Raw genomic sequence first — 24,619 nt, 5'->3', positions numbered from 1 at the left:
TGATCAGTGATTCTTTTCGGCCGCGTGGTTGATCGTGTACTTCGGGATCTCGACCACGAGGTCTTCATCCGCCACGATCGCCTGGCACGACAGGCGCGAGTTCGGCTCCAGGCCCCAGGCCTTGTCGAGCATGTCTTCTTCTTTTTCTTCCTGCTCGTTCAGCGAATCGAAACCTTCGCGCACAATGACGTGGCAGGTGGTGCAGGCGCAGACGCGGTCGCAGGCGTGTTCGATGTCGATGTCGTTCTCCAGCATGACGTCGCAGACGGATTTGCCGGCCGGGGCGTCGAGGACGGCGCCGTCGGGGCAGAAGACCGGGTGGGGCAGGATGACGATTTGTGGCACGTTGTTACCTCTAAAATAATTTATATCGTTCTGTGTGCGGGACCGTAGGGTGGGCGCCCCGTGCCCACGCGTGAAGCATGGGTCGCGTTGGCGCATCGTTCCGCGTGGGCACGGGGCGCCCACCCTACGTCGGTGTCACGTCATCAGCACGCGTTCGTGGATCGCTTACACCTCGTCGAGCGACTTGCCGGCCAGCGCCTGGCGCACGCTCTTGTCCATGCGCCGCGCGGCGAATTCTTCGGTGCCGTGGGCGAGCGACTGGACCGCGTCGTGCAGCGCGTTCTGGCGCGCGCCCGGCTCCACCTCGGCGTCGTTCGAACGCGCAAACGCATCGCGCACGCCTTGTACCAACCCTGCCAGCGCTTCCTGTTCGGCCGCCTCCAGCAGGTCGGCATCCGTATCGAGCGCCGACTGCGTCGCCAGCAAAATCCGCTCGGCCTCGACCTGCTCTTCGCGCAGCGCGCGCATCTGCATGTCCACCTGCGCCGAGCTGTACGAATCCTGCAGCATGCGCGCCACTTCGTCGTCACCTAAACCGTACGACGGCTTCACGGTGATCGACGCTTCCACGCCCGAACGGGTTTCGCGCGCCGCGACCGACAGCAAGCCATCGGCGTCGACCTGGTAGGTCACGCGGATGCGCGCCGCACCGGCCGCCATCGGCGGAATGCCGCGCAGCTCGAAACGCGCCAGCGAACGGCAGTCCGACACCAGCTCGCGCTCGCCCTGCACGACGTGCACCGCCAGCGCGGTCTGGCCATCTTTAAACGTCGTGAACTCCTGCGCACGCGCGCATGGAATCGTCGAATTGCGCGGGATGATCTTCTCGACCAGGCCACCCATCGTCTCGATGCCGAGCGAGAGCGGCGTGACGTCCAGCAGCAGCCAGTCGTCGCCCGAGGCGCGGTTACCGGCCAGCAGGTTCGCCTGGATCGCGGCGCCCAGGGCGACCACCTTGTCCGGGTCGATGTTCGCGTGCGGGATGGTGTGGAAGAACTCGGAGACCGCACGGCGCACGTGCGGCATGCGCGTCGCGCCGCCGACCATGACAACGCCGTCCACGTCCTCGACCGACACGTTCGCGTCGCGCATGGCCTTGCGGATCGCGTTCATGGTTTTCGCGACCAGGTGCTTCGTGATCTCGGCGAAGGTTTGCGCGGTCAGGTTCACGTGCACCAGTTCGCCCGAATTCAGGACGGCGTCGATCGTCGTGTCGTCGTTGGTCGACAGCAGTTCCTTGGCCTGGCGCGCTTTCACCATCAGGGTCGCCGTGTCTTCTTCCGACAGCGGCGACAGCTTGGCCTGCTCGGTGATCCAGCAGAACAGGCGGTGGTCGAAGTCGTCGCCGCCCAGGGCCGAATCGCCGCCGGTGGACAGGACTTCGAACACGCCTTTCGACAGCTTCAGGATCGAGATATCGAAGGTGCCGCCGCCCAGGTCGTAGACCGCGTAGACGCCTTCCGAGCCGTGATCGAGCCCGTAGGCGATCGCGGCGGCGGTGGGTTCCGACAGCAGGCGCAGCACGTTCAGGCCGGCCAGCTGGGCCGCGTCCTTGGTGGCCTGGCGCTGGGCGTCGTCGAAATAGGCGGGCACGGTGATGACGGCGCCGACCAGGTCGTCGCCGAGCGAATCTTCGGCCAGCTGGCGCAGGGTCGCGAGGATCTGGGCCGAGGTCTCGACCGGGCTTTTCACGCCGGCGACGGTGCGGATCTGGACCATGCCGGGGCCGTCGACGAAGTCATACGGCAGGTTTTCGGCGTGCGCGATGTCCTTCAGGCCGCGGCCCATGAAGCGCTTGACCGAGACGACCGTGTTCTTCGGGTCGGTGGTGCGGTAGGCCTGCGCCTTGCGGCCGATGTGGGCATTGCCGTTGGCGAGATAACGCACGACCGATGGCAGCAGCGCGCGGCCGTCCTCGTCGCTGAGCACTTCTGGAATGCCGCTGCGGACCGTGGCGACGAGCGAATTGGTGGTGCCCAGGTCGATGCCGACGGCCAGCCGATGCTGGTGCGGCGCGGTCGACATGCCGGGTTCGGAGATCTGCAAAAGTGCCATGTTCGTGTTACCTGGTTGTTGTTCTGTGTGGTGCCGGCCGAGCTATTCGGATCGCCGTTGTAGGGTGGGCGCCCCGTGCCCACGCGGAATGATGCGCCAACGCGACGCATGCTTCACGCGTGGGCACGGGGCGCCCACCCTACGTCCCTATCCTTCGATCGCTTCGTAGGCGTACTGTACCTCGTCGCCGAATTTATCGAGGAACATCAGCGCGCGCACGCCTTGGGCCGCCTTCTGGAATTCCCCGGCGTCGAGCTGCTCCCCTACTCCCTTCAGCATCTGCTTGCGTTCCATCCGCACCTGCTTGTCCAGTGCGTCGAGCGCGTCGGCATCCTTCGCCGCGCGCGCATCGCCCAGCTCTTCGCGCCACTCCATCTGCTGCATCAGGAAGGCCATCGGCATCGCCGTGTTGGACTCCGTCTGCAAGTCGACGCCATTGAGCTCGCACAGATACTGCGCGCGCTTTTGCGGGTTCTTCAGCGTTTGATAGGCTTCGTTCGCGCGCGTGGCCCATTGCATGGCGACGCGCTTTTCGGCATCGGTGGCGTTCACGAAACGGTCGGGATGCACGCGGCCCTGGATTTCGCGGTAGGCCGCGTCCAGCGCGGCCATGTCGACGTCAAACCGGGGCGGCAGCTGGAACAGCTCGAAGTGGTTCTGCATCAGGTTCTGAATGCGCTTAAATGCGGAAGCTCTCGCCGCAACCGCAATTGTCCTTGACGTTCGGGTTGTTGAAGCGGAAGCCTTCGTTCAGGCCCTCGCGGGCGAAATCGAGTTCGGTGCCGTCGATGTAGGCCAGGCTCTTCGGGTCGACGAAGACCTTGACGCCGTGCGACTCGAAGACATTGTCCTCTGGCGCCGCTTCGTCGACGTACTCCAGCTTGTAAGCCAGGCCCGAGCAGCCAGTGGTGCGCACGCCGAAACGCAGCCCGAGGCCCTTGCCGCGACGCTCGATGAAACGGCTGATGTGTCTTGCCGCTTTTTCGGTCAGTGTGATTGCCATGCGTTCCTCTCCAGCTCGAATCTAACTAACGGATCAAATTTACTGCGCAGTTGCGTGCTTCGTCTTGTAATCGAGGACAGCAGCCTTGATCGCGTCTTCCGCCAGGATCGAGCAGTGGATTTTGACCGGCGGCAGCGCCAGTTCTTCGGCGATCTGCGTGTTCTTGATGGCCAGTGCCTGGTCCAGGGTTTTACCTTTCACCCATTCGGTCACCAGCGAGCTCGATGCGATGGCCGAACCGCAGCCATAGGTCTTGAACTTCGCGTCTTCGATCAGGCCCTGCTCGTTCACCTTGATCTGCAGCTTCATCACGTCGCCGCAGGCCGGTGCGCCGACCATGCCGGTGCCGACGGCGTCATCGCCCTTGTCGAAGGCGCCGACGTTGCGTGGATTCTCGTAGTGGTCGAGTACTTTGTCCGAATATGCCATGGTGATGCTCCTTGAATTCTATGATGCGAAATTAGTGGGCTGCCCATTGGATCGAGCTGATGTCGATCCCTTCCTTGAACATGTCCCACAAGGGCGACAGTTCGCGCAGCTTGCCGACCTTCGATTTCAACAGCTCGATCGTGAAATCGATGTCTTCCTCGGTCGTGAAGCGGCCAATCGTGAAGCGGATCGAGCTGTGCGCCAGCTCGTCGCTGCGGCCGAGAGCCCGCAGCACGTAGGACGGTTCGAGGCTGGCCGAGGTGCAGGCCGAACCCGACGACACGGCGATGTCCTTGATCGCCATGATCAGCGACTCGCCTTCGACGTAGTTGAACGAGACGTTCAGGTTGTGCGGCACACGCTGCTCCATGTCGCCGTTGATGTAGACCTCTTCGATCTCCATCAGGCCCTTGGCCAGGCGGTCGCGCAGCGCTTTCACGCGCACCAGTTCCTCGTCCATCTCTTCTTTCGCGAGACGGAAGGCTTCGCCCATGCCGACGATCTGGTGGGTCGGCAGCGTGCCCGAACGCAGGCCGCGCTCGTGGCCGCCGCCGTGCATCTGCGCTTCCAGGCGCACGCGCGGCTTGCGGCGTACGTACAGGGCGCCGACGCCTTTCGGGCCATACACCTTGTGCGCGGTGAAGGTCATCAGGTCGACCTTGGAGTTTTCCAGGTTGATGTGGACCTTGCCGACGGCCTGCGCCGCGTCGCAATGGAAGATGATGCCTTTCGAGCGGCACAGCGCGCCGATCTCGTCAATCGGCTGGATCACGCCGATCTCGTTATTGACCAGCATGACCGAGACCAGGATGGTGTCCGGGCGGATCGCCGCTTCCAGCTGGGCGATGGTGATCAGGCCGTTGTCCTGCGGTTCCAGGTACGTGGCTTCGAAGCCGACGCGTTCCAGTTCGCGCACGGTGTCGAGCACCGACTTGTGCTCGGTTTTGACCGTGATGATGTGCTTGCCCTTGGTCTTGTAGAACTGGGCCGCACCCTTGATGGCGAGGTTGTTCGACTCGGTCGCACCGGAGGTCCAGATGATCTCGCGCGGGTCGGCGCCGACGATGGCCGCCACGTTGGCGCGCGCCTCTTCGACGGCCGCTTCCGCGGTCCAGCCGTACATGTGGCTGCGCGAGGCGGGATTGCCGAACTGCTCGCGCAGGTACGGGATCATCTTGTCGGCCACGCGTGGGTCGACCGGCGTCGTTGCCGAATAATCCATGTAGATCGGGAAATGCGGCGCAGTCACGAAGCTCTGCTCGATTTTTTTGTCCAAAGGCGCGTTCATCTGTTTACTCCAGTTTTACTTCAGTCTTGTACGGCGGCGGCGGTGGTGGGGGCGGACGAGCGGTGCACCACGACGACGTTCTGTTCTTTCTGCTTCTGCTGGTCGACCAGGTCTTGCAGGGAAACCGAATCCAGGTAGTCGACCATCTTGGCGTTGAGCGTGGTCCACAGGTCGTGCGTCATGCAGCGGATGCCGCTGGCGGCATCGGACCCGTGGCAGTTTTCCTTGCCGCCGCATTGGGTGGCGTCGAGCGGCTCGTCGACGGCGATGATGATGTCGGCCACCGTCACCTTGTCCGCCGGCCGCGCCAGGCTGTAGCCGCCGCCCGGGCCGCGGATCGATTCGACGATCTCGTGGCGGCGCAGCTTGCCGAACAGCTGCTCCAGGTAGGACAGCGAAATGGCCTGGCGCTGGCTGATGCCCGACAGCGTGACCGGACCCGTACCCTGGCGCAGGGCAAGATCGATCATCGCAGTAACAGCAAAACGGCCTTTGGTGGTCAGGCGCATCACAACCCCGGTAATGTTAAAATATTGCCCTTGTTCATTTCTGCCCTGTCTTCACTGCTCAAGCATAAAGACCGGATTAGTTGAACGATTTAGTCAAGTATAGCAAATTCCGGGGGGCTTGTCTTGGCGGGCCCAAAAACGGCGGGGGTGGTTTTCCCATGGGTGGCGGCGCATTTTCGAACAGCTCCCATATCGAATCCGCAATCGGAGCCGCTTTTCAACTCATCGCGCCCGCAACAACCCCATCGGCCCGAACAGCTCCTGCATCCCCCGATGCCCGATAAAACTCAGGTTATACGGATGCTCCGCCACCACCTGCGGCAGGCGCCCCGTCTCCGGCAATTTGCCTAACTGCTCCGCAATCTTCCCCCACAACACCAGCGTCGGCGGTTGGGGACAGTCTGCCAGCACCCCCAGCACGGTCTGCAAGAACGGCAGCCACCCCCGCGCATCGATTGCCGGCGCGACATGCTTGCGAAACACCAGCGCCGCATTCAGCAGCAAAAAGCCCTCGCCCGTCAGCTTGTCCTGCAACTGCGCCAGCGTCCGGATCGACCCATTCGCGTGCGCTGCCTTCGCCACGGGCGCCATCGCCGCCCCGCCCGTGTCTTCGAGCTGCAATTGCCCATCGGCCACCAGCAGCATCTTCATGAAGTTGCGCAGCGAGGTTGCCCGGTTCACGGGCTTCGACAAGCCTGTTTCGCTCCACAGGTCCCCCACGGCGCCATCCATGAAGCACACGCCCGTCGCGCTTTCGGCGCGCGGATATGGCCCCTCTCCTACCAGCACATAACGCACCCGGTCCAGGGGCTGGGCAAAGGCGGCAAACAGCCGTCCGTGCGTCGGCAGGTAATCGTCGGCGGCGAGCGAAGGCAGGTAAGCGGGATTGGCCTCGGCCACCGCCTGCAAACCGCGCAGCAGGTGGGGCCGCCAGGAGGCGTCGGCAAGGCCCAGCGCATCGAGCATGGCGCCGGGAATCAGGGGAGTGGTCATGGGAGCAAAAGGTCGGGAAACTGAGGCAAAAAAGAGGCGCAATTGTAGCCCAGCCCATGCAGGGCGGGTGCCAACGTGCCGCGCGTCAATCTGGCGTAGCGGTTTCAGGAATCAGGGCATATTAATCGCCCAAGCGATCCACGAAAACCCGACTACAGGAGACCAAACATGCAGACCATCCAGGACATCATGACCCGCGACGTGCAAACCGTGTCGCCGCAGGAAACCGTGCAGCGCGCGGCGCAGCTGATGGACGAGTTGAACGTGGGCGCGATCCCCGTGCTCGACGGCGACAAGCTGGTCGGCATGATCACCGACCGCGACATCACGGTGCGCTCGGTCGCCGCCGGCCAGGATCCCGTCTCGACGAAAGTGGCCGACGTGATGAGTACCGACGTGCGCACCTGCACGGCGGACCAGAGCGTGGAGGCGGTCCTGGACACGATGGGCGACGTGCAGATCCGCCGCATTCCGGTGCTCGACGAGCAGTCGAAGGTCATCGGCATCGTCTCGCTCGGCGACGTGGCCACCAGGCATGCGGCCGACGTCGACCTGGCGCTCGACGAGATCTCGTCGCCGTCCGAGCCGGATCGTTCGACGACGCGGCATTGAACCAGATAACAGGAGGAAAACGGCGCACGCCGGACGCGTGCGCCGTGATTGCTGACGCCGCTTACTCCGCGTCCGGCTGCTTCGACGGATGCGCGCTGGCAAAGGCCGGCATGTCGACGCACAGCGCATGGATGCGGGCGATGTTCGGATAGACCGCAATATCGATATCGAAACGCAGGGCGTTGAACACCTGCGGCACCAGGAAGCAGTCGGCAATCGTCGGCGAGGTACCGTGGCAGAACGGGCCGGCGGCCGGGTCGCGCGCCAGGTGCGATTCGAGTCCGGACAGGCCTTCGCGGATCCAGTGGCGGACCCATTCGTTCTTCTGCTCTTCGCTGATTTTCAGTTCGCGCACCAGGTGGCGCAGCACGCGCAGGTTGTTCAGCGGATGGATGTCGCAGGCGACGATCTGCGCCAGCTCGCGCACGCGGGCGCGGCCCGGGGCGTCGTGCGGCATCAGCGGCACGGCGGGGAAGCGCTCGTCCAGGTATTCGATGATCGCCATCGACTGCGTCAGCGTGATCCACTCGTCCTGGAAGGCCGGCACCAGGCCGCTCGGGTTGATGCGGCGGTATTCTTCCTGCCGCTGCTGGCCGCCATCCTTGAGCAGGTGCACGGGTACGGCCTCGTAGCCCAGCCCTTTCAGGTTCAGGGCGATGCGCACGCGGTACGCCGCGGAGCTGCGGAAATAGGTATAGAGCTTCATTCTTTCCTCCCGTGGTGATGCGCGCCGTGGTAATGCGTCACTTCGTGGTCGATGGCGCCGAAAATGCTGGCGCCATCAGGGTCGACCATCTCGATGCGCACGTTGTCGCCGAAGCGCAGGAATGGCGTGGCCGGGGCGCCGTGTTCGATGGTTTCATACATCCGCACTTCGGCCAGGCAGCAGTAGCCGACGCCGCCGTTGGCGATGCTCGAGCCGTGCAGGCCGCCCTGCTTGTTCGACACCGTGCCCGATCCGATAATGCTGCCGGCGGAAAGTTCCCGCGTTTTGGCAGCATGCGAAATCAGTTGCGCGAAGCTGAAGGTCATGTCTTCGCCCGCGTTCGGCTTGCCGAAGGGTTCGTCGTTGATGCTGACCAGCAGCGGCAGGTGCAGCTTGGAATCACGCCAGGCATCGCCCAGCTCGTCCGGGGTGACCGCCACCGGTGAGAAGGCGCTGGCCGGTTTCGACTGGTAGAAGCCGAAACCCTTGGCCAGTTCGTTCGGGATCAGGTTGCGCAGCGAGACGTCGTTGACGAGCATGACGAGGCGGATCGATTTGGCTGCCTCGTCGACGCCGGCGCCCATCGGCACGTCGCCGGTGACGACCGCCACTTCCGCTTCCAGGTCGACGCCCCAGTCCTCGCTCATGACCGCGATCGGGTCGCTCGGGCCGATGAAGGAATCGCCGCCGCCCTGGTACATCAGCGGATCGGTGTAGAACGAGGCCGGCACTTCGGCATGGCGCGCCTTGCGCACCAGCTCGACGTGGTTGATGTAGGCCGAGCCGTCGGCCCACTGGTAGGCGCGCGGCAGCGGCGAATGGCATTCCATCTCGATGAAGGATTCGGCTTTGTCGGCCGTACCGGCATTGAGGCGGTTGTAGACGGCCTGCAGCTGCGGCTTCACCGCATCCCAGTCGTCGAGCGCGCACTGCAGCGTGCGCGCGATCTTCGGGACAACCTGGCAGGTGACGAGGTCACGGCTGACGACGACCAGCGTGCCGTCGCGGCCGCCGGTCTTGAGTGTGGCGAGTTTCATGGCGAGTTCCTTGGTGCGGGCATTAGTTGCCGCCATTAAAAAACAAATCGTACTATCATACAAACAATATTTTTCGCCTGATTTATCAGACTATCTTATGAATCCCACCCTGCGCCAGATGCGCGCGTTCGTGGCGCTTGCCAAGACAGGCAACTTTACGTCTGCGGCGGCGTCCATGCACGTCACACAATCGGCTTTGTCGGGCCTGATCAAGGAACTCGAAACGACGCTCGGGGCGCGCGTCGTCGACCGCACCACGCGGCGCATCGTATTGACGGAGATCGGCCGCGAGCTGTATCCCCTATTTAGCCAGATGATCGATGACCTCGACGGTGCGCTGGCGAACGTGGCGGACCATCGCAGCTGCGAAAAGGCGTCGTGCGCATCGCCGCACCCCAATTAATGTGCTGCACACTGGTGCCCGAAGCGGTCGCCGCCTACCGCGCCGTTTATCCGGACATCGATGTCCGCGTCGCCGACAGCGCGGTCGAAAACGTGATCGCGCGCGTACTCTCGGGCGAGTCCGACATCGGCATCGGCCCCGAACGCGATCCGGCCCCGCAGCTGGAAGCGCGCGAGCTGTTCGAAATGCCCTTCTCGCTCGTGTTCCCGCAGGGACATCCGCTGGAAGGCAGCGCGCGCGTCACCTGGCAGGATGTCGCGCGCTATCCCTTCATCGCCCTGCAGGGGCAATTTACCGAACGCCTGCTGGCCGACATGGGGGCCATGCTGCGCGACCTGCCCTTGAAACCGGCGAACGAAGTGACCTTCATGACGACGGCCCTGGCCATGGTCAGCGCCGGGCTCGGCATCACGGTCTGCCTGCCCTACGCCGAGCCGCTGGTGCAGCTCTACAAGCTGCACATGCGCCCGCTCGAGGAACCCGTGCTGACGCGGCGCTTTTTCGTCTACACGCGTGCCGGTCGTTCGCTGTCGCCGGCGGCGCAAAGCTTCATCGATTTCCTGTTCCCCTACGTGGACGCCAAGCGCGGCGCGGCGCGGGAGCGGTCGGCAAGCTGAGGCCGCTCTCCCGCACGGATGCCCCGGGGCTGCGCTAAAATCGCAGCCTTGATGTTTGCCGGAGTGTCACCGATGTCCCTCAACACCATCGAAATCAACCAGCGCATGGACGCCTTCGACGGCCACCACGAAGTCTGGCTGTTCGGCTACGGCTCCCTGATCTTCAAGGCCGACTTTCCCTTCATCGAACGCCGCCCTGCCTGCATCCGCGGCTGGACGCGCCGCTTCTGGCAGGGTTCCCACGACCACCGCGGCACCGAAAGCGCACCGGGCCGGGTCGTGACCCTGGTGCCCGAGAACGGCGCCGTCTGCCACGGCATGGCCTATCTCGTCACGCCCGAGGAATTCGCCCACCTCGACCACCGCGAAAAGAACGGCTACCTGCGCCTGCCGATCGACATCGCTTTCGACGACGGCGGCAGCGCCCTCGGCCTCGTGTATATCGCAACGCACGAGAACGCGGCCTATCTCGGGCCGGCGACCGAGCTTGAAATTGCCCAGCAGATTGCCGTATCGCGCGGGCCTAGCGGACCGAACAGCGAATACCTGCTCGAACTGGCCAGGGCCCTGCGCGCGCTGGGCAAGGATGACGCCCACGTGTTCGAGATCGAGCGGCATCTGGCGGCATTGGCCGCTTGCTGAAGCGCCCGGACATGCCGGCGGTCATGCGACGGCGGGCCTCTCGGCCGTGATTTTCAGTCCGAGGTAAGTGCCCGAACTGATGCCGATCAGCGCCAGCAGGGCCGGGTTGAACTCGGGCATGGCGAGTTCGTTATATACCTGTCGCAAGAAAATCAGGCCGAGCACGGAAGTCCAGGCCACCATCTGGAAACGGTGAAAGTTGACGCCCTCCTCATCCATCAATATGTCTTTCCACCAGCGGCCGGTCGTTGCCGCCGCCACCGCAACGGCGCTCGACCCGGCCGGCAGGCGCGTTGGATTATTGTCGATCAACGATGAACCGATTGCCGTTCCCGCGCTGATCCCCATCAGCGCCAGTACCGAGTCCGTGATCGACGTCGTGTAATCCCCGGTGATCAGGCCGATGAACAGGTAGGAGGCCAGGATCAGGAAGGTCCAGGTCGCCAGCTGGACCCGGGCCAGGCTGAACGATTTCCTCAGCCCGCTGGCCGGCGGCGGCCCGCTGTCGCGCAGCATGTCGCTCTTGCTGCCGAGCCGCAGCCCGCAGAACAGCAGGAAGAGAATGACCGCGGCCCACGTCGTCAACCGGCCCTTGTGGATGACGTCGAGCATGATCGTGTGTCCTGTGCCGCCGGCGCCGGGCATCGCGTAGCCGTCCACCAGCCCGACACTGACGCCCACCGGCTTCGGCCTGAATCCCGGTTTGCCGAGCAGGTAGGTCCAGACCTCGCGCGACACTTCGGTTCGCTTCAACTCGAAGAAAAGCGTATTGCGTTCGGGGTCCGACTTCGGGTTCGGCGTCAGGTCCGTCATCTGCCTGCCATCGAGGAACAGCACGACATTCTTGTTCGCGCACAGTGCGTGCTCGAGCAGCGTATTCAGGTGCCGCACCTTGACGCTGATCCCCTGGCGTAAGTGCACTTCGGGCTCGACCGACGCGACCGCGGCCTTGGGAGGCGTGTCATCGTTGAATTGCCCCGGCGGCAAGGCGGTGACGGATTCGACCGCGACATCCTGCAAGCGCGTCTTCGGCGGGCATGCGCCGGCCTGCGCAGCTTGCGCAGCTTGCGCCAGCCTGGCTTCCTCGGCAAGCTTGCCCTCGGCGGCAAGTTTGGTCGCGGCATCAGCCGGCGGCTGCGGCGCCGGTGTCCTGGTCGAAGCCTGGTCCACGGGAGCGGCCGGCGCGGCGCCGGCGACGCCAGCCAGCAGCCCGATGACGAAGAGCCAATTTCTGATCGACATGATGCCTCCACATACTGTTTTCACAGTCTCGGCGCCGCAGGACAAGCCTGCGATGAGCAGGCAGATTCGCTTCAATCACATCGTCCAGATGATGCGTTTTTAGCATGATCACGTGCATTGGGAATGTCCAGCAAAAAAGCGGGCTCTACCCATCAACAATAGACTTGCGGATAAATGTTGTTTTAAATTCACAACCTGGCGTTGTCTCAAAATAGTTCCATTCCTTTGTACGAAAGCCTGGGATGGTGCCGGTCGCATTGACAAGGGCATATGGATCGGAACGCGGTGTCAAGGCAGCGACGCCGCCTGGGCACAGGGCCGCCCATCCTTGACCGTCTGCGCGGCCATGCCAACCATGACGCCAGGCGCGCCAGGCCGTAAAATGCGGCCTGCATTCACTTCACCAGCAGCCGCTCCCATGGAAAACCAAGACCAGCGTTACCTCGTCCAGCAAAACAAAGTCGCCGATGGCGATACCAAACCACCCGTGTTCGCCAAAGTCATGCGCAGCAAGGAAGGCAAGTTCGAAGGCGTTTCCTTCATCAAGAACAAGGAAAAAGCCACGGTCATGACCGTGGCCGAGGCCCAGGAAGTCATCGACTGGGCATCGAACAAGAAAAGCAACGCGAAAGAATACGCGACCAAGATTATTTGCCTGGGCCAATAGCCCGATCCGGAGCAGCCCGCTTCGACACCTCCTTTGACCCTCCCCAGCAAGCAGCCCGGGCCAACCACCCAAGCTCGCTTCATGTGCCTCCACCTGGCATCCTTTTCCTGATGCCATGTTGACGGAACGCACAAACTGATCAGGAGGAACAAATGAAGACGAGAATCGAACGGCGCCGCGCGCAGGTGGGCCGCTGGCTGATGTATCCGCTCATCGCCCTGTCCGCGGCCGCGCTGGCGCGACTGGCCACCGCGTCGCCTGCCGCTGCGCCTGTCCGCACGGCGTACCGGATCGTCCAGCTTGCCGCCTCGGCCTTCTCAAGCCAGATCAGGCCTGGCCGCCGGCATGCCTTCACAACAGACCCAGCTGTCAGTGGCACGACTCTTTACGGTAGAAGCCGACGGGATTCTCCACGACGCTGCTCGTGATGAACACGTTAAACAGGCCGAGGTTGTCACCCGAGCCCTTGGCGCAGGCGAAGCCATTGCTGCAAAAGACGGCGCGCCCGGCGCTCACATGGCCGAAGTTGTTGTCGGTGAAGCAGCGTGCCGGAGGTTCCGGCGGCTGGCCGACCACGACCTCGTTCGACAGCCGGGTCGTCGTGTTCCCGGCACTGTCGCGCGCGCTCACTTGCAGCTTGTATTTGCCGTCCCTCACATCAGCGTAGGTATCGACAAACCTGCCGTCCGCCTTCACCTCGACGCCGCCGTGACTGTCGACGACCTGGTTCGATCCGTTCAACAGGGCGCTCCTGGCATCCGGCGTGCTGCCATCGCGGTTGTTGACGGTGCCGAACCCGAGCACCTTGCTGTTCTGCGCCCTTGCCTTCACGCTTACTTCGGGACCGACCCGCGGCTGCGCGCGCAGGTTATTGGCGATCAGCCAGCCGGCGACGTCATCCGGATAATTCAGCCCGCATTGGGCAATCCACAGGCCGCCCTGGGACGGGACGTTCGGGCGTCCGGTGCCGGCCGGCCAGGCATGCCCGACATTGTTCACCACGACAGAGGACACACGTGGCTTGCCGTCCTTCCTCGCGGTCTGCTGCTTGCCGAAGTCGCCCTGCACCGGCTCCGGGGCGCCCGGCGCATCCGCGCCGTACAGGTGCTGGAAGGCGGTGGCGTTGTCCTCGCTCCACCTGGTGCTGATCAGCGCCAGTTGTCCCGCGTGTGCCTCCCTGTCCTGGGGCGACATGAAGTCGAAACGGTAGCGCGCGTCCGGACCATCGAAGTCCATGCTGCCGTACGCGATATTCGCGATCTGCGTGTCGAATCCGGATGCCCTGTCACCCGCGAGGGTACGGCAGGCCTCGACGGCGCGATCCACGTTGCGAGGCGGAATGCTCCCCCGCCCGGCCTTGGCGTCGTTCTGGTCGCTGCCCGGCGACGGCCCGGCCACTGCCGCGACACCCGCGAACACGTCGGGCGCGCGGCAGGCCGCATCCAGCGCGAGCGCCGCGCCCGACGACAGGCCGGCGACGTACACATGGTCCTGATCGATGGCCAGCGCGCTGTGCGTAGGGCTCAGGCCTTCCAGTTCGAGCCCGAAGGTCCTGCCGGCCTCCGATATGAGGCGCGGATCCGGCCGCCACGCAGGCGCGGCGGGGCCGGCCGGCGCGCGCGCTGCGGCGGATCGACCGCAGGATCACGCCTGCGGCTTTCCTGAGCAGGCCGACCAGCACCCGCGCCACCGGCGAGCGCGCCAGCCGCTGGCCATCGGCGCCGACCCGGCTGATCAACTTGAACAGGAATTTTTCGAGGTCCGCCTCGCGGTAGACTTCCAGCAGTTCGGCTGCGAGGGCGTATTCCTCGCTCACGTCGAGCGGGGCCGACTCGGCATCGGTGGATCGCTCGGCTTCGCGCTCGAATTCGTGCGACCCGAAGGTTTCGAGCACAGGCGTGTAGTCAAGCAGGCGTTGGTCCATCTGTAGCTCCTGGCTGGTGCCGGCGGATGCGGCGCTCTCGTGACAAGCAGGTATGTGCAAGGGGCGTGCCAGCCGCCCACAGGCCCGCCGCGCTCCGTCAAACGGATGCGGGGGCGAAGCGGTTTTCGTCAGGGGTCGAAGAAGCCGGGATTTCGCCGAAATCAGGTTCGGGCCGGCGCAGGCAGGGACAGGGGGCGAAAGACCCGGTTGCCATTCGCGCTCATTCGGGGGCAGGTCCAGGGAAGGGATGCCGGCTGGTTTCCCGTGTCGACGCGCCCGGATGGACACGCCGGAGGCGTCACGCCGGCAGCGGGGCAGTCCGGGCGACTGCCTTCAGAACAGATCCATCTGCGCGGCCACCGCCATGCCCTGCCTGGCCGCCTTCGGCACCACCAGCGGCCGCCGGAACTGGCTCGTGTCGAGCCGCTCGAAACGCCCGCCCAGCTTGCCCAGCCCGAGCCGCTCGACGGTCTTGGTAAAACGCTGGCGAATCAGGTCGGCCCAGACGCCCTCGCCGTGCATGCGTTTCGAAAAATCGCTGTCGTAATCCTTCCCGCCGCGCATCTCGCGCACGCGGTTCATCACGCGCTGGGCGCGCTCCGGGAAGTGGGCTTCGAGCCATTGCTGGAACAGCGGGTTGACCTCGAAAGGCAGGCGCAGCACGACGTAATGCGCGCCCACGGCGCCGGCGTCGCGCGCGGCTTCGAGGATGCGTTCGATCTCGGGTTCGGTAACAAAAGGGATGATCGGCGCCACGCTGACGCTCACCGGAATGCCGGCCTCGGTCAGCGTGCGGATGGTGCGCAGGCGCCGCGCCGGCGCCGCCGCGCGCGGCTCCAGCGTGCGCGAGATGTCGGAGTCGAGCGTGGTGATGGTGATCGCGGCGCAGGCCTGGCCTTTGGCCGCCATCGGCGCCAGCAGGTCGATGTCGCGTTCGATGAGCGAGGACTTGGTGATCATGCCGACCGGATGCTGGCATTCGCTCAGCACCTCGAGCACCTGGCGCGTGAGGCGATACTCACGCTCGCAGGGCTGGTAGGCGTCGGTATTCACGCCGATGGCGATGTGCTCGGGTTTATAGGAAGGATGGGCCAGCTCGCGGCGCAGCAGCTCGGCCGCGTTGACCTTGGCGAACAGGCGGGTCTCGAAATCGAGCCCGGGGGACAGGCCGAGATAGCTGTGCGTCGGACGCGCGAAGCAGTAAATGCAGCTGTCTTTTATGTGGACATTAACTGTTCACGATTCACGGGTCGTCATAGGCGGAAACAGTCTCGCGATGACGCACGATGTTCATGAACACTTGAGCTGGTACCGCGAACTACGCAACGGTGTTTGGAGGCGCGGGTAAAGGGTCCACGCCTCACTGTATCGCAACACCTAGCGACAGATAACAGACGTGACCTTGACCACCATCTCGAGCGCAACCAGGCTCTGTCCGCATAGGCGCCAGCGCCGGCGTTAGCCTTGGGACCGCATTAATATAACGAGCCGGCTGCCCAAAGCGCGCTCCTCGTGCTCTAGCTGCATGGATGGCTATTGAACCTTGAGAAGGACAACGTATTCTTGTCCTTTTAAGGCTCAGAGTTCAGTCCGGTTGCGACGAGGTCCTTTAGGTAGGACTCTAGGCAAGTCATCATCTTCCTCGACAGGTGTGAAAAGCGTTGAGACATCAAGCTGAAGTGCATTGGCCAGCCGCTCGATGTTGTCAATTGAACAGTTCCTGATTTCTCGCTCAACATCGCTAACAAAGGTCCGGCTGAACCCGGCAATCGCCGCCAAATGTTCCTGTGAGATGCCCTGGCGGACTCGACAGGCCCGAAGATTGCGGGCAAAACGGGTCCGCAAAGGCATTGTGCTGGTAGTTTTTGACATCTACTCAGCATCCGGTACTGTAGGGCATACGTCTACAATGCGAAGCATGACACTCTTTGCAATTCCACTGTTTGGTATTACACTGTTTGCGTGACGTATCTCTTGTGCGTGTGGGCCAACTCATCTCACGACTCACTCCATTTTTAGGTGTAATTTGTATAGCAACGGTATCCATCATGCCACTCCAAAACTCCGCTTCGGAAACGTTAGCCACGACACAACACTGGATGCGTTACATTCAAAGGCTCGATAACAGTGAGTTGCTACCTCATCGGCTACCTGTCGACACATTAGTTTTTCTTGCGAGAGTGTTGGCGATGTATAGGAGTGACGCACTCTACGCCGGCGAGATGAAGGGAGTACGTGAACTGATGTACCACTGGATTGAACGCTTACTTATCGCGCAAGGCCTGGCACGCCTGCCGATTTTTCGGACACATTGGAAGGTTTTGCTTCCGCAGCTGACAGACGAGCTCGAACACTGGGTACAGCAAGCATTACTATCGCGACAGATTGGCTACCCTCTGACTCACGCACAAATAAGCGTCCTCTTCCTCGACGCATTTACCGAAGTCGAGCATGCCGCTTGAGCAGCACCGAGGAGTAACTCCGAAGTCACAGGCCGATGTGCTTCGTGCCCCAAATTTCACTATTCTGCCCATGCCTGAGCTACCCGACTTTGCGGAAATCCCCGCTGACTATCCTTACCGTCCGGCGCATGGAGCGGTCTCGGGATTTCAGCCGAAGTTGCTGTTGACCTCTTCGCCAGACGGGAAGTACTACAGCCCCGGCAACGCGCCGCAAGAGCGTTGGAGCGACTGGCAGTACAGCGCTACGCTCGCCTCTGTGATGGTGGACAAGTGTCTCGAATCGAAATCAGGAAAGCGCGCGCACCAGTCCGAGACAGAAATCATCTCCCAGTACTACCAACGCGCCGTAGCCGCCGGCGGCCGGTATGGGACCGAAGAGCAACTCAAGTGGACATTCACGAAAGTGGCCGAGGCGTTAGCCTGGCCACTTCCGGAGATTTGCCACCTAACGGAAAGTCGGAGCGCTGACTGATGAGTGTGCACTTGGGTAACGCGCGAACGTGCAGAGGAATGAGCATGAAACCAGTCATATTCTTGGACTTTGACGACGTATTAGCCGTGCACAAGTTCCATAACAGCTTTCGAGTTCTCGACGCTTTTGCTCTCGGCATCATTGATAGTTTTCCCGACCTCTGGCTCAACATATTTGACGCTGCAGCACGTCGAAATTTGCAGACGTTGCACGAGGAATTTGAGCCGAGCTATGTGATTAGCTCATCGTGGGCATCTCATCTGAACCGAGAACAGATGAGCGAAGTGTTGAAGCGCTCAGGCCTCGAGTTTGTGGAACTGAACCTTTGCGAGCACTGGTGCACTCCGCGGGATGCAACGTCGGGCAGGCTAAGCGAAATCGAAACGTGGCTTGAACTACACACATCGGAGACCGGCCCTGCTTACGTCATCATTGACGACCACATATCGGGAGGTGCGTTATCCGGGTCTTGGCTTGAAAAAAGGACAGTATTCTGCGATGCGTGGGTTGGCTTCACTTACGCCAAGTTGAGAACGGCCCGCAAGATACTTCAGCACCAAGGCATATGAGTTAGGCACCCGTGCGCATGGCGCGAGCACTTCGCCTCTCGCTAGGGCCAGCGCGCTTACTTAAGGAGGTTCGATGGTCGCGAAAGACTTTGATATTTTGCGCAAGTTCTTCCGTCCGTTATCTGAAGCGGAGGTAGCAGCTCTCGTGCGTGAAAAAACTGCTGAAAGCCTAGGCGAGCAGCTCTCGCTCGCGGACGCCGGCTTGAGATGGAAGTGCGTGAGCTCCTCGCGCGGCGTGCTGTCAACGGTTCAGCAAGGGACGAGGAAGGAGGTTCGGGGGACATAGGTTCGGATGTCCTCCCTAATGATAGAGACACATCCTAGCGGCCTACTGGAGCCCGGTACGACCAAGCACGTTTCACCCTGTCGCAGTCCAAGGGCTCCTATTAGCGAGAACAATTACGGGCTCGCTGATTTGTAAATTTCAAACAATTCTTAAGTGCAAATTGCAATGTTAAAGTACATGCTTTCGGTTGTATCAGACGAAAAAAAATACAATAAGGTCACCTTGATTCTCGGAGCCATGATATTTGCATGTGTCCTAGGAACTGTTGCTGTCAATGCATGAAGCAATGAGTCGAACATCTTCACCCTTCAAGACTACTGTACGTACTTCAGAGACGTCCAACTAGCGGTTGTGTTCCGCTTTCAGATTCCCTAGGCCATCGTTGCTCCCCAGCAGAACTTAAGGCGTAAATTAGACCAAGGAAGCTAAGTGCCCCGTATACCCTACCCCCCTATGCTATGATTGCGCTCACAGGAGGAACAATGGCCCATACCAGCCGTCAGAAAGAAAAACTAATCAATAGAGTCCGCCGAATACGCGGTCAGCTCGAAGCGGTCGAGCGAGCCCTCGAAACCGAGACCAGCTGCTCTGACGTTCTGCATCTATTGGCAGGCGCTCGCGGTGCAATGAACGGGCTGATGGCCGAGGTCATCGAAGACCACATCCGTGAGCATGTAGCGAGCCCATCTATTCAAAGTGATGAGGAGCGCACTAAGGGCGCCGACGAACTGGTGGACGTCATCCGGTCATATCTGAAGTAGGTGAGCAATGGCTGTGAAATCACCATGCATCGAGCAATGTAAGTTCGATGGCCGTACCAGCTTCTGCACTGGATGCCTTCGAACGCAGCTCGAGGCACGAGAGTGGAAAAGGATGACTGACCACAAACGTCATCAAATTATCAACGAGCGCGCGCGGCGCGAAAGGAAGCTGGCCGGGTATTGACCGGCAGCACGCAAGCACTATGAAAATCACACAGCAGAACGACGACCTTTCCCCTTGGGTACATGAGCACTCCTTCGATGAGGGTAGCCAGGCCGGCGAGCGCGGAACGCGATTGGTCATGTGGATTACTGCAGTGATGATGGTTGTCGAAATCGTCGCAGGCTGGTGGTTGAACTCAATGGCTCTGCTCGCCGATGGATGGCACATGAGCTCACACGCCCTCGCAATCGGACTAAGCGCCTTCGCCTACTCAGCAGCACGAAAATACGCCAAGGACCCCCGCTTCGCGTTCGGTACCTGGAAGATTGAAATCCTCGCGGGCTACACCAGCGCAGTGTCTCTCATCGGCATTGCCGCTTTAATGGCGGTTAGCTCCATCGAGCGCATTTTTTCGCCAGCGCCTATCCACTACCGCGACGCAATCATCATTGCCGTCATCGGACTCGTCGTGAACGTTGTGTGTGCTTTCATCTTGGGAGATGCTCATCATCACCACCATGGAGAGCATGAACATCATCATGGGCACGAGCATCATGACGCGCACGAGGAAGGTGGACATCACCATCATGACCTGAATTTGAAGGCAGCCTACATCCACGTCGTGGCTGATGCCGCAACGTCAGTACTTGCGATTGGAGCCCTTGCCGGCGGCTGGGTGTTTGGCTGGGCCTGGCTAGACCCGGCAATGGGTATCGTTGGTGCCGTCCTGGTCGCAATTTGGGCCAAGAACCTTATTGTGCAGACCGGTAAGGTTCTGTTGGACCGGGAAATGGACGCTCCTGTAGTGGAGGAAATCCGTGAGGTCGTCGAATCCGGCACGCACCAGGGCGAGACCAGGATTGTTGACCTTCACGTATGGAGAGTTGGCAGGCAGAGCTACTCTTGCGCGTTAAGCTTGCTAACGAGGGACACGACGCTCACGGTGGAGAAAGTTCGCGGACAGCTTTCGGTGCACGAGGAGATTGTTCACTCGACGATTGAGTTGAACTATCGTACGTAAGCAAGACTTCGCCGGCGCCAGATGAGGCTAATACCGGATGAACTCGCCCCTTCCTGCGCGATGACAGACCCCGGGCTTTAACTCATTGCAAGGACGTAACCAACTACCACACAGCGTGTTCAATCGACTCAAGCGTTGACGTGGTAGATTGCTGACTTCCCATATCAGTAAAGATTAGCTATGCCAACCTATCAAGAATACCAGGAACAAATTGCAAAGTTGCAGGCTCTTGCCGAGCAAGCGCGTCAAGATGAGCTCGTTGAGGCCCGTCGCAAGGTTCGTGAGCTCATGGATGCGCACAAGCTATCGCCATCCGACTTTGCTGAGCCAAACAAGAAGGCAAAGCAGTCAGAGAAAAAAGGCACGGTTCAGGCTAAGTATCGCGACCCGGACTCCGGAGCAACTTGGACGGGCCGCGGCCGGGCACCACGTTGGCTCAACGGTCGAGACAAAGAAAAATTCCTTATCAAAAAACAGGCACTTGCGTCCTGATAAATTGAGATGGCTGTCGGTTTAACGCCGGTACGCTCAGTCATTTGCAGTCATTAGAGCAGCAGCTCCTGCTGCCTGCTGCCTCACTGATGGCCTTCAACTCCGCAGTCACTTCTTCATCGCCCAGACTGTACACGGGTGCGAATCCGCCGCCTGGAGTCCTGAAGTTCGTGGTCTGACCCTGATAGACACGCGCGGCTGTCCACTGGACTCGGCTGTTGTACACGTAGCTGCGCAAGTCGAACTTCAAAGTCTCGGGACTGTCAGCCGTACCGGAAACCCGAACGCCAGGAGCGACAACTCGCTGAGCGATGTATTCGCCCGACAAGATTTCCTGCCAAACCCGCTTAGTTACCTTGTCGCCCCGGTAGGCCGCTCTGCCTCCGTATCCAGCGACAGGCTTGAAGAACAGATTGCGTCGCTCGTTCCACAATCGTTCCGCGTTATTGGTCATGACGCTCTCGGTGAAAGGCACGTTGGCAACCAATATGTCGATAGTAGCCTGGGGCACTCCCAGCCCTTCGAGCGCTGTGGCGTCACTCAGTATGGTGAGATTGCGCTTGTTCGCGTAGAGGGCATGAGCTTGAGGATGCGGGGTGAGTACAACCGCATCGTCACAGTACGCGTCATGCAAGGCACGCGACTCCGGCGCCTCAAGCATAAAGTCAGTCAGCCGGTTGTAAACCAGGTCAATCTCCAGCTCACCAAACCACAGCACACCGTCTCTGAAAACAAGTTTACTCGGGTCTGTAATGACTGCATTGATGTCGTTTTTGGCGAACAGCCGCTGAAACAGAAGAAATTCTGGGTAGAGGTATTGTTGCTGAGGTTGCGTGTCGACAATCGCAATGGTTCGCAGAGGCGTTGTTCGCTTTGCAGAGGCCCATTCCGACTTGAACATCTGAACTATCTCGTCCTCGAATAGCGCACCCGAAAGGACTGCTTGCGACAGTTGCGCATCGTCAAAACAGCAGGTTCGGTGCGCCTTTGCCATAGCGGCGTTGAGCATCGCACCTCCGGCGTTTGTGTTTATTTCAATGAGGCCGAGGTTCGCGCCATCCGGGTGGAAGTCGTATCCAAAAAATACCCCCCGTGCACCGCTGGCGCCTATCTTGGCAATGTCTGGTGCATCGGCCAGGACGAGCGCGCGGTATGCGGGCAGCCCAATGACAGACTCAAGTGCTTGTACTACCTCGTTGATTCTGTCCGCCTGGCTTCGCGCGATGAACACCGGTCGTGCAGAAAACAGGAAGGGGCATCGTTCTTCTATCTGCTCGAAAAGCTTATCGTCGTGCAGTTCGCCTGACAACGCTGCCTTCAGCGCAGACCTATCAAGGCTGCTGCAGAAGCAGGAACTGTTGAGCTGTTCCGCTGGCAAGCGGCTTGGGTTAAATTTGCTTACCTGGTCGTCGGTAACGATATCGGAATTTTGCATGTGTTCCCTATTCTTGGTGCAGGCTCGTGGCGGTTCGAGTGCTCGGCGGTGCCGCACTTCCTCGTAAGCGCAAAGCGTTGGTAATGACAGAGACGGAGCTGAGGCTCATAGCGAGCGCGGCAACCATGGGTGACAACAGCTGTCCGGTGAAGGGATACAGCACTCCCGCGGCCAGTGGTATTCCGAGCGCGTTGTAGACGAAAGCAAAGCCGAGGTTTTGCCACATGTTTCGCACCGTCTGTACAGAGATAGAGCGGGCAACAGCGATACCACGCAAGTCACCCTTCACGAGGGTGATGTGGGCACTGTTGATTGCCACGTCCGTCCCGGTACCCATGGCTACGCCGACGTTTGCTTTAGCGAGCGCTGGCGCGTCGTTGATACCGTCGCCGGCCATTGCGACAACCCGCCCCTCTTTCTGCAGCTTGTCTACCAAAGCAAGCTTGTCCTGGGGCTTTACTTCGCCGTAGAACTCGTCTATCCCTAGTTTGGAGGCAACTGAGCGCGCTGTCGTAATTCCATCCCCGGTAGCCATCACAACAGTTATCCCATCGTTACGGAGATTCGTCAGCGCCTCTATTGTCGTCGCCTTGATAGGGTCAGATACCGCCAGAAGGCCCACTAGCACGCCTCCCTCAGCCAGGTACATCACACTAGCACCCTCGGCCCTCAGGCTCTCAGCGGGCGCCGTGAGCCCGTTCAAATCGACATCCACAGACTGCATCAGTGCGGTGTTTCCAAGAGCAACCCGTTTTCCGTCTACGACACCCGTCACGCCGATACCACTGGCGGACTCGAAGCTTTCGGGCTTCGATAGCAAAAGACCTCTCGTCTTGGCCTCAGCCACAATAGCGTGGGCCAACGGATGCTCACTTCCTTGGTCGAGGCTGCCAGCGAGCCGTAAGACGTACTCATCGCTGTACCCGGGCGCCGCGACAACTGTGTTGAAGGCCGGCTTCCCTTCCGTTAGCGTGCCCGTCTTGTCGACGATGATGGTATTTACCTTCCGAAGGTCTTCGATAGCTGCAGCGTCGCGGAATAACACACCCTGTGTTGCCGCACGGCCGGTTGCCGCCATGATGGACATAGGCGTGGCCAGGCCAAGCGCACAGGGGCAAGCAATGATAAGCACTGCCACCGCGTTGACGAACCCAAAGACCCAGCTTGGTTCCGGACCGAACAGCCCCCAGACCACGAGGGTCAGAAGCGCGATTGCCGCGACCACGACTACGAAATAGCCAGCCACGGAGTCAGCAAGGCGCTGCATTGGCGCACGCGAACGCTGAGCCTGCGAAACCATTTGAACAATCTGAGCCAGCATTGTTTCAGACCCAACCTTCTCTGCGGTCATCACAAGGCTTCCGCTTGTGTTAATCGTTGCGCCTATCAGCCGGTCACCGGGTCGTTTTGTTACTGGCACGGGTTCGCCCGTAAGCATGGACTCGTCAACGGCGCTCTCCCCTTCCGACACCAGTCCGTCTACTGGTACTTTTTCGCCTGGACGAACTCTGAGAAAATCCCCGACGTGTACATGAGTAAGTGGAACATCTTCTTCGCTCCCGTCTGAAGCAATGCGGCGTGCGGTCTTGGGAGCCAGGCCCAGCAACGATTTGATAGCAGCAGAGGTTTGCGAGCGCGCACCCAGTTCGAGGATTTGGCCAAGCAGCGTCAGCGAAACGATTACTGCCGCCGCCTCAAAATACACGCCGATGCGGCCATGGCTCGCGAAAGTGACCGGGAAAGCGTTCGGGGCTAAGGTAGCAACGACGCTATAGCCATACGCAGCCAGGACCCCTGAGCCAATGAGCGCCCACATATTTGGGCTCATGCGCATGAGGGATTGGAACCATCGCACGAAGAATGGCCAACCGGCCCAAATCACGACCGGTGTGCTTAGCGCTAACTCAATCCAGTTCTGCCCAGGTAGGCCTGCTGGGAAAAGTACGTGGCCGAACATTGCCAGGGAAAAAACAGCTACTGTCAGAGGTAGCGTCCACCAGAAGCGCCGACGGAAGTCCACCAGTTCGGGATTTTCTGCGTCGTCTAAGGAAGGAAGTTCAGGCTCCAGTGCCATGCCGCATATCGGGCAGTTGCCTGGCTGGGGCTGTCGAATCTCCGGATGCATCGGGCACGTATAAATCGTCCCTGCAGGGGCGTCTGTTGGACGGACTTCTACCGGTTTCGCGGCAGCCAAATAACTCTCCGGCGCGGCTCTGAACTTCTCCATACACTTCGGGCTACAGAAATGGTAGACCTCGCCCCCAAACGCAATTTCTCGCTCAGTGTTTGGTCTGACCTTCATCCCACACACTGGGTCAGTGAACGGTTTCGCGTCTGTCGGTTGGTTAGGAGAAGGCATGCTGTCTCCTACGTGAACATGACCTGTGAGTTGCACTCCAGAGTGCTCATGAGCTTTGTGGTCGCCATGCGTTTCGGTCTTCATACGTAGCTCCTAAAGACTTGCAGTTAGCTCATTGAACCAAAGC

General features: G+C 60.9%; 29 protein-coding genes and 1 pseudogene. 14 read left to right on the top strand and 16 right to left on the bottom strand.

Translation table 11 applies throughout. From position 1 onward, the window contains the following. Positions 1–3: 3 nt before the first annotated feature. The 8 genes from fdx to AC1MEM_RS11585 form a co-directional block, all read right to left on the bottom strand. A complete protein-coding gene (gene fdx / locus AC1MEM_RS11620) occupies positions 4–345 on the bottom strand; it encodes an ISC system 2Fe-2S type ferredoxin (RefSeq protein ID WP_499477378.1) in 342 nt (113 codons plus the stop codon). A 165-nt stretch (positions 346–510) separates the two neighbouring features. Next, positions 511–2,400 (bottom strand): Fe-S protein assembly chaperone HscA, encoded by a 1,890-nt coding sequence (gene hscA / locus AC1MEM_RS11615; protein ID WP_499477376.1) that lies wholly within the window; start codon positions 2,398–2,400, stop codon positions 511–513. A gap of 147 nt (positions 2,401–2,547) precedes the next feature. Next, positions 2,548–3,063: a Fe-S protein assembly co-chaperone HscB gene (hscB, locus tag AC1MEM_RS11610; RefSeq protein ID WP_499477374.1), complete on the bottom strand. Its 516-nt coding sequence runs from the start codon at positions 3,061–3,063 to the stop codon at positions 2,548–2,550. Between the two features lie 16 nt (positions 3,064–3,079). Next, positions 3,080–3,403 (bottom strand): iron-sulfur cluster assembly protein IscA, encoded by a 324-nt coding sequence (gene iscA / locus AC1MEM_RS11605; protein ID WP_499477373.1) that lies wholly within the window; start codon positions 3,401–3,403, stop codon positions 3,080–3,082. Positions 3,404–3,442: 39 nt separating this feature from the next. Further along, entirely contained in the window at positions 3,443–3,832 is a 390-nt protein-coding gene (gene iscU, locus AC1MEM_RS11600) for a Fe-S cluster assembly scaffold IscU (RefSeq protein ID WP_499477372.1), read from the bottom strand. A 31-nt stretch (positions 3,833–3,863) separates the two neighbouring features. Then, positions 3,864–5,120: an IscS subfamily cysteine desulfurase gene (locus AC1MEM_RS11595; RefSeq protein WP_499477371.1), complete on the bottom strand. Its 1,257-nt coding sequence runs from the start codon at positions 5,118–5,120 to the stop codon at positions 3,864–3,866. 20 nt (positions 5,121–5,140) lie between these two features. Then, positions 5,141–5,629 (bottom strand): Fe-S cluster assembly transcriptional regulator IscR, encoded by a 489-nt coding sequence (gene iscR, locus AC1MEM_RS11590; RefSeq protein WP_499477370.1) that lies wholly within the window; start codon positions 5,627–5,629, stop codon positions 5,141–5,143. 222 nt (positions 5,630–5,851) lie between these two features. Further along, positions 5,852–6,622, bottom strand: coding sequence for a uracil-DNA glycosylase family protein (locus AC1MEM_RS11585; RefSeq protein ID WP_499477368.1), 771 nt, complete (start codon positions 6,620–6,622; stop codon positions 5,852–5,854). Between the two features lie 168 nt (positions 6,623–6,790). Between AC1MEM_RS11585 and AC1MEM_RS11580 the strand changes: the two genes are divergently transcribed. Beyond that, positions 6,791–7,234, top strand: coding sequence for a CBS domain-containing protein (locus tag AC1MEM_RS11580; protein ID WP_499477366.1), 444 nt, complete (start codon positions 6,791–6,793; stop codon positions 7,232–7,234). Positions 7,235–7,295: 61 nt separating this feature from the next. Here the strand turns inward: AC1MEM_RS11580 and maiA are convergent, their stop codons facing one another. Next, positions 7,296–7,940 (bottom strand): maleylacetoacetate isomerase, encoded by a 645-nt coding sequence (gene maiA / locus AC1MEM_RS11575; RefSeq protein WP_499477365.1) that lies wholly within the window; start codon positions 7,938–7,940, stop codon positions 7,296–7,298. Beyond that, a complete protein-coding gene (locus AC1MEM_RS11570; protein ID WP_499477364.1) occupies positions 7,937–8,977 on the bottom strand; it encodes a fumarylacetoacetate hydrolase family protein in 1,041 nt (346 codons plus the stop codon). Before AC1MEM_RS11570 ends, maiA begins: the two co-directional genes overlap by 4 nt. Here AC1MEM_RS11570 and AC1MEM_RS11565 point away from each other — a divergent pair. The 3 genes from AC1MEM_RS11565 to AC1MEM_RS11555 all read left to right on the top strand — a co-directional run bounded on the left by AC1MEM_RS11565 (position 8,976) and on the right by AC1MEM_RS11555 (position 10,639). Further along, positions 8,976–9,380, top strand: a complete 405-nt coding sequence (locus AC1MEM_RS11565) for a LysR family transcriptional regulator (protein ID WP_499477363.1) — start codon at positions 8,976–8,978, stop codon at positions 9,378–9,380. The genes AC1MEM_RS11570 and AC1MEM_RS11565 overlap by 2 nt on opposite strands. 14 nt (positions 9,381–9,394) lie before the next feature. Next, on the top strand, positions 9,395–9,997 hold the full coding sequence (locus tag AC1MEM_RS11560; RefSeq protein WP_499477362.1) for a LysR substrate-binding domain-containing protein: 603 nt from the start codon (positions 9,395–9,397) through the stop codon (positions 9,995–9,997). Between the two features lie 72 nt (positions 9,998–10,069). Then, complete coding sequence (locus AC1MEM_RS11555; RefSeq protein WP_499477360.1) at positions 10,070–10,639, top strand: gamma-glutamylcyclotransferase; 570 nt, start codon at positions 10,070–10,072, stop codon at positions 10,637–10,639. A gap of 21 nt (positions 10,640–10,660) precedes the next feature. Here AC1MEM_RS11555 and AC1MEM_RS11550 read toward each other — a convergent pair whose 3' ends face one another. After that, positions 10,661–11,881 (bottom strand): hypothetical protein, encoded by a 1,221-nt coding sequence (locus AC1MEM_RS11550; protein ID WP_499477359.1) that lies wholly within the window; start codon positions 11,879–11,881, stop codon positions 10,661–10,663. Positions 11,882–12,299: 418 nt separating this feature from the next. Here AC1MEM_RS11550 and AC1MEM_RS11545 point away from each other — a divergent pair, with 418 nt between their 5' ends. Further along, entirely contained in the window at positions 12,300–12,548 is a 249-nt protein-coding gene (locus AC1MEM_RS11545; RefSeq protein ID WP_499477358.1) for a hypothetical protein, read from the top strand. A 369-nt stretch (positions 12,549–12,917) separates the two neighbouring features. Here AC1MEM_RS11545 and AC1MEM_RS11540 read toward each other — a convergent pair whose 3' ends face one another. After that, complete coding sequence (locus AC1MEM_RS11540) at positions 12,918–14,033, bottom strand: alpha/beta hydrolase family protein (RefSeq protein WP_499477357.1); 1,116 nt, start codon at positions 14,031–14,033, stop codon at positions 12,918–12,920. Positions 14,034–14,115: 82 nt separating this feature from the next. Between AC1MEM_RS11540 and AC1MEM_RS11535 the strand changes: the two genes are divergently transcribed. After that, positions 14,116–14,478 (top strand): hypothetical protein, encoded by a 363-nt coding sequence (locus AC1MEM_RS11535; protein ID WP_499477356.1) that lies wholly within the window; start codon positions 14,116–14,118, stop codon positions 14,476–14,478. Between the two features lie 327 nt (positions 14,479–14,805). On the opposite strand, the pseudogene AC1MEM_RS11530 reads toward AC1MEM_RS11535, so the two are convergent. Beyond that, positions 14,806–15,681 (bottom strand): annotated as a pseudogene (locus tag AC1MEM_RS11530) (PA0069 family radical SAM protein); the annotation flags it as partial. Positions 15,682–16,050: 369 nt separating this feature from the next. Continuing rightward, positions 16,051–16,323: a helix-turn-helix domain-containing protein gene (locus AC1MEM_RS11525; RefSeq protein WP_499477637.1), complete on the bottom strand. Its 273-nt coding sequence runs from the start codon at positions 16,321–16,323 to the stop codon at positions 16,051–16,053. Positions 16,324–16,520: 197 nt separating this feature from the next. On the opposite strand from AC1MEM_RS11525, the gene AC1MEM_RS11520 reads away from it, so the two are divergent. The 8 genes from AC1MEM_RS11520 (at position 16,521) to AC1MEM_RS11485 (ending at position 20,698) form a co-directional block, all read left to right on the top strand. Then, complete coding sequence (locus tag AC1MEM_RS11520; RefSeq protein ID WP_499477355.1) at positions 16,521–16,934, top strand: hypothetical protein; 414 nt, start codon at positions 16,521–16,523, stop codon at positions 16,932–16,934. After that, complete coding sequence (locus tag AC1MEM_RS11515) at positions 16,924–17,406, top strand: hypothetical protein (protein ID WP_499477354.1); 483 nt, start codon at positions 16,924–16,926, stop codon at positions 17,404–17,406. Before AC1MEM_RS11520 ends, AC1MEM_RS11515 begins: the two co-directional genes overlap by 11 nt. A gap of 44 nt (positions 17,407–17,450) precedes the next feature. Next, on the top strand, positions 17,451–17,975 hold the full coding sequence (locus AC1MEM_RS11510) for an HAD domain-containing protein (RefSeq protein WP_499477353.1): 525 nt from the start codon (positions 17,451–17,453) through the stop codon (positions 17,973–17,975). A 73-nt stretch (positions 17,976–18,048) separates the two neighbouring features. After that, entirely contained in the window at positions 18,049–18,261 is a 213-nt protein-coding gene (locus AC1MEM_RS11505) for a hypothetical protein (RefSeq protein WP_499477352.1), read from the top strand. A 482-nt stretch (positions 18,262–18,743) separates the two neighbouring features. Then, positions 18,744–19,022, top strand: a complete 279-nt coding sequence (locus tag AC1MEM_RS11500) for a metal/formaldehyde-sensitive transcriptional repressor (RefSeq protein WP_499477351.1) — start codon at positions 18,744–18,746, stop codon at positions 19,020–19,022. A gap of 7 nt (positions 19,023–19,029) precedes the next feature. Then, positions 19,030–19,206 (top strand): DUF1289 domain-containing protein, encoded by a 177-nt coding sequence (locus AC1MEM_RS11495; protein WP_499477349.1) that lies wholly within the window; start codon positions 19,030–19,032, stop codon positions 19,204–19,206. Between the two features lie 19 nt (positions 19,207–19,225). Further along, a complete protein-coding gene (gene dmeF, locus AC1MEM_RS11490; RefSeq protein WP_499477348.1) occupies positions 19,226–20,206 on the top strand; it encodes a CDF family Co(II)/Ni(II) efflux transporter DmeF in 981 nt (326 codons plus the stop codon). Between the two features lie 180 nt (positions 20,207–20,386). Beyond that, positions 20,387–20,698 (top strand): H-NS histone family protein, encoded by a 312-nt coding sequence (locus AC1MEM_RS11485; protein ID WP_499477346.1) that lies wholly within the window; start codon positions 20,387–20,389, stop codon positions 20,696–20,698. A 40-nt stretch (positions 20,699–20,738) separates the two neighbouring features. On the opposite strand, the gene AC1MEM_RS11480 is transcribed toward AC1MEM_RS11485, so the two are convergent. Together AC1MEM_RS11480 and AC1MEM_RS11475 are read right to left on the bottom strand one after the other, a co-directional pair. Further along, positions 20,739–22,133, bottom strand: coding sequence for a hypothetical protein (locus AC1MEM_RS11480; RefSeq protein WP_499477345.1), 1,395 nt, complete (start codon positions 22,131–22,133; stop codon positions 20,739–20,741). A gap of 7 nt (positions 22,134–22,140) precedes the next feature. Then, positions 22,141–24,492, bottom strand: a complete 2,352-nt coding sequence (locus AC1MEM_RS11475) for a heavy metal translocating P-type ATPase (RefSeq protein ID WP_499477635.1) — start codon at positions 24,490–24,492, stop codon at positions 22,141–22,143. Positions 24,493–24,619 lie beyond the last annotated feature (127 nt).

The sequence above is a fragment of the Telluria sp. AIW5 genome (genome assembly GCF_056680575.1).
The sequence above is the reverse complement of the archived record's forward strand: the minus strand, read 5'-3'. Positions and strand labels throughout refer to the sequence as shown.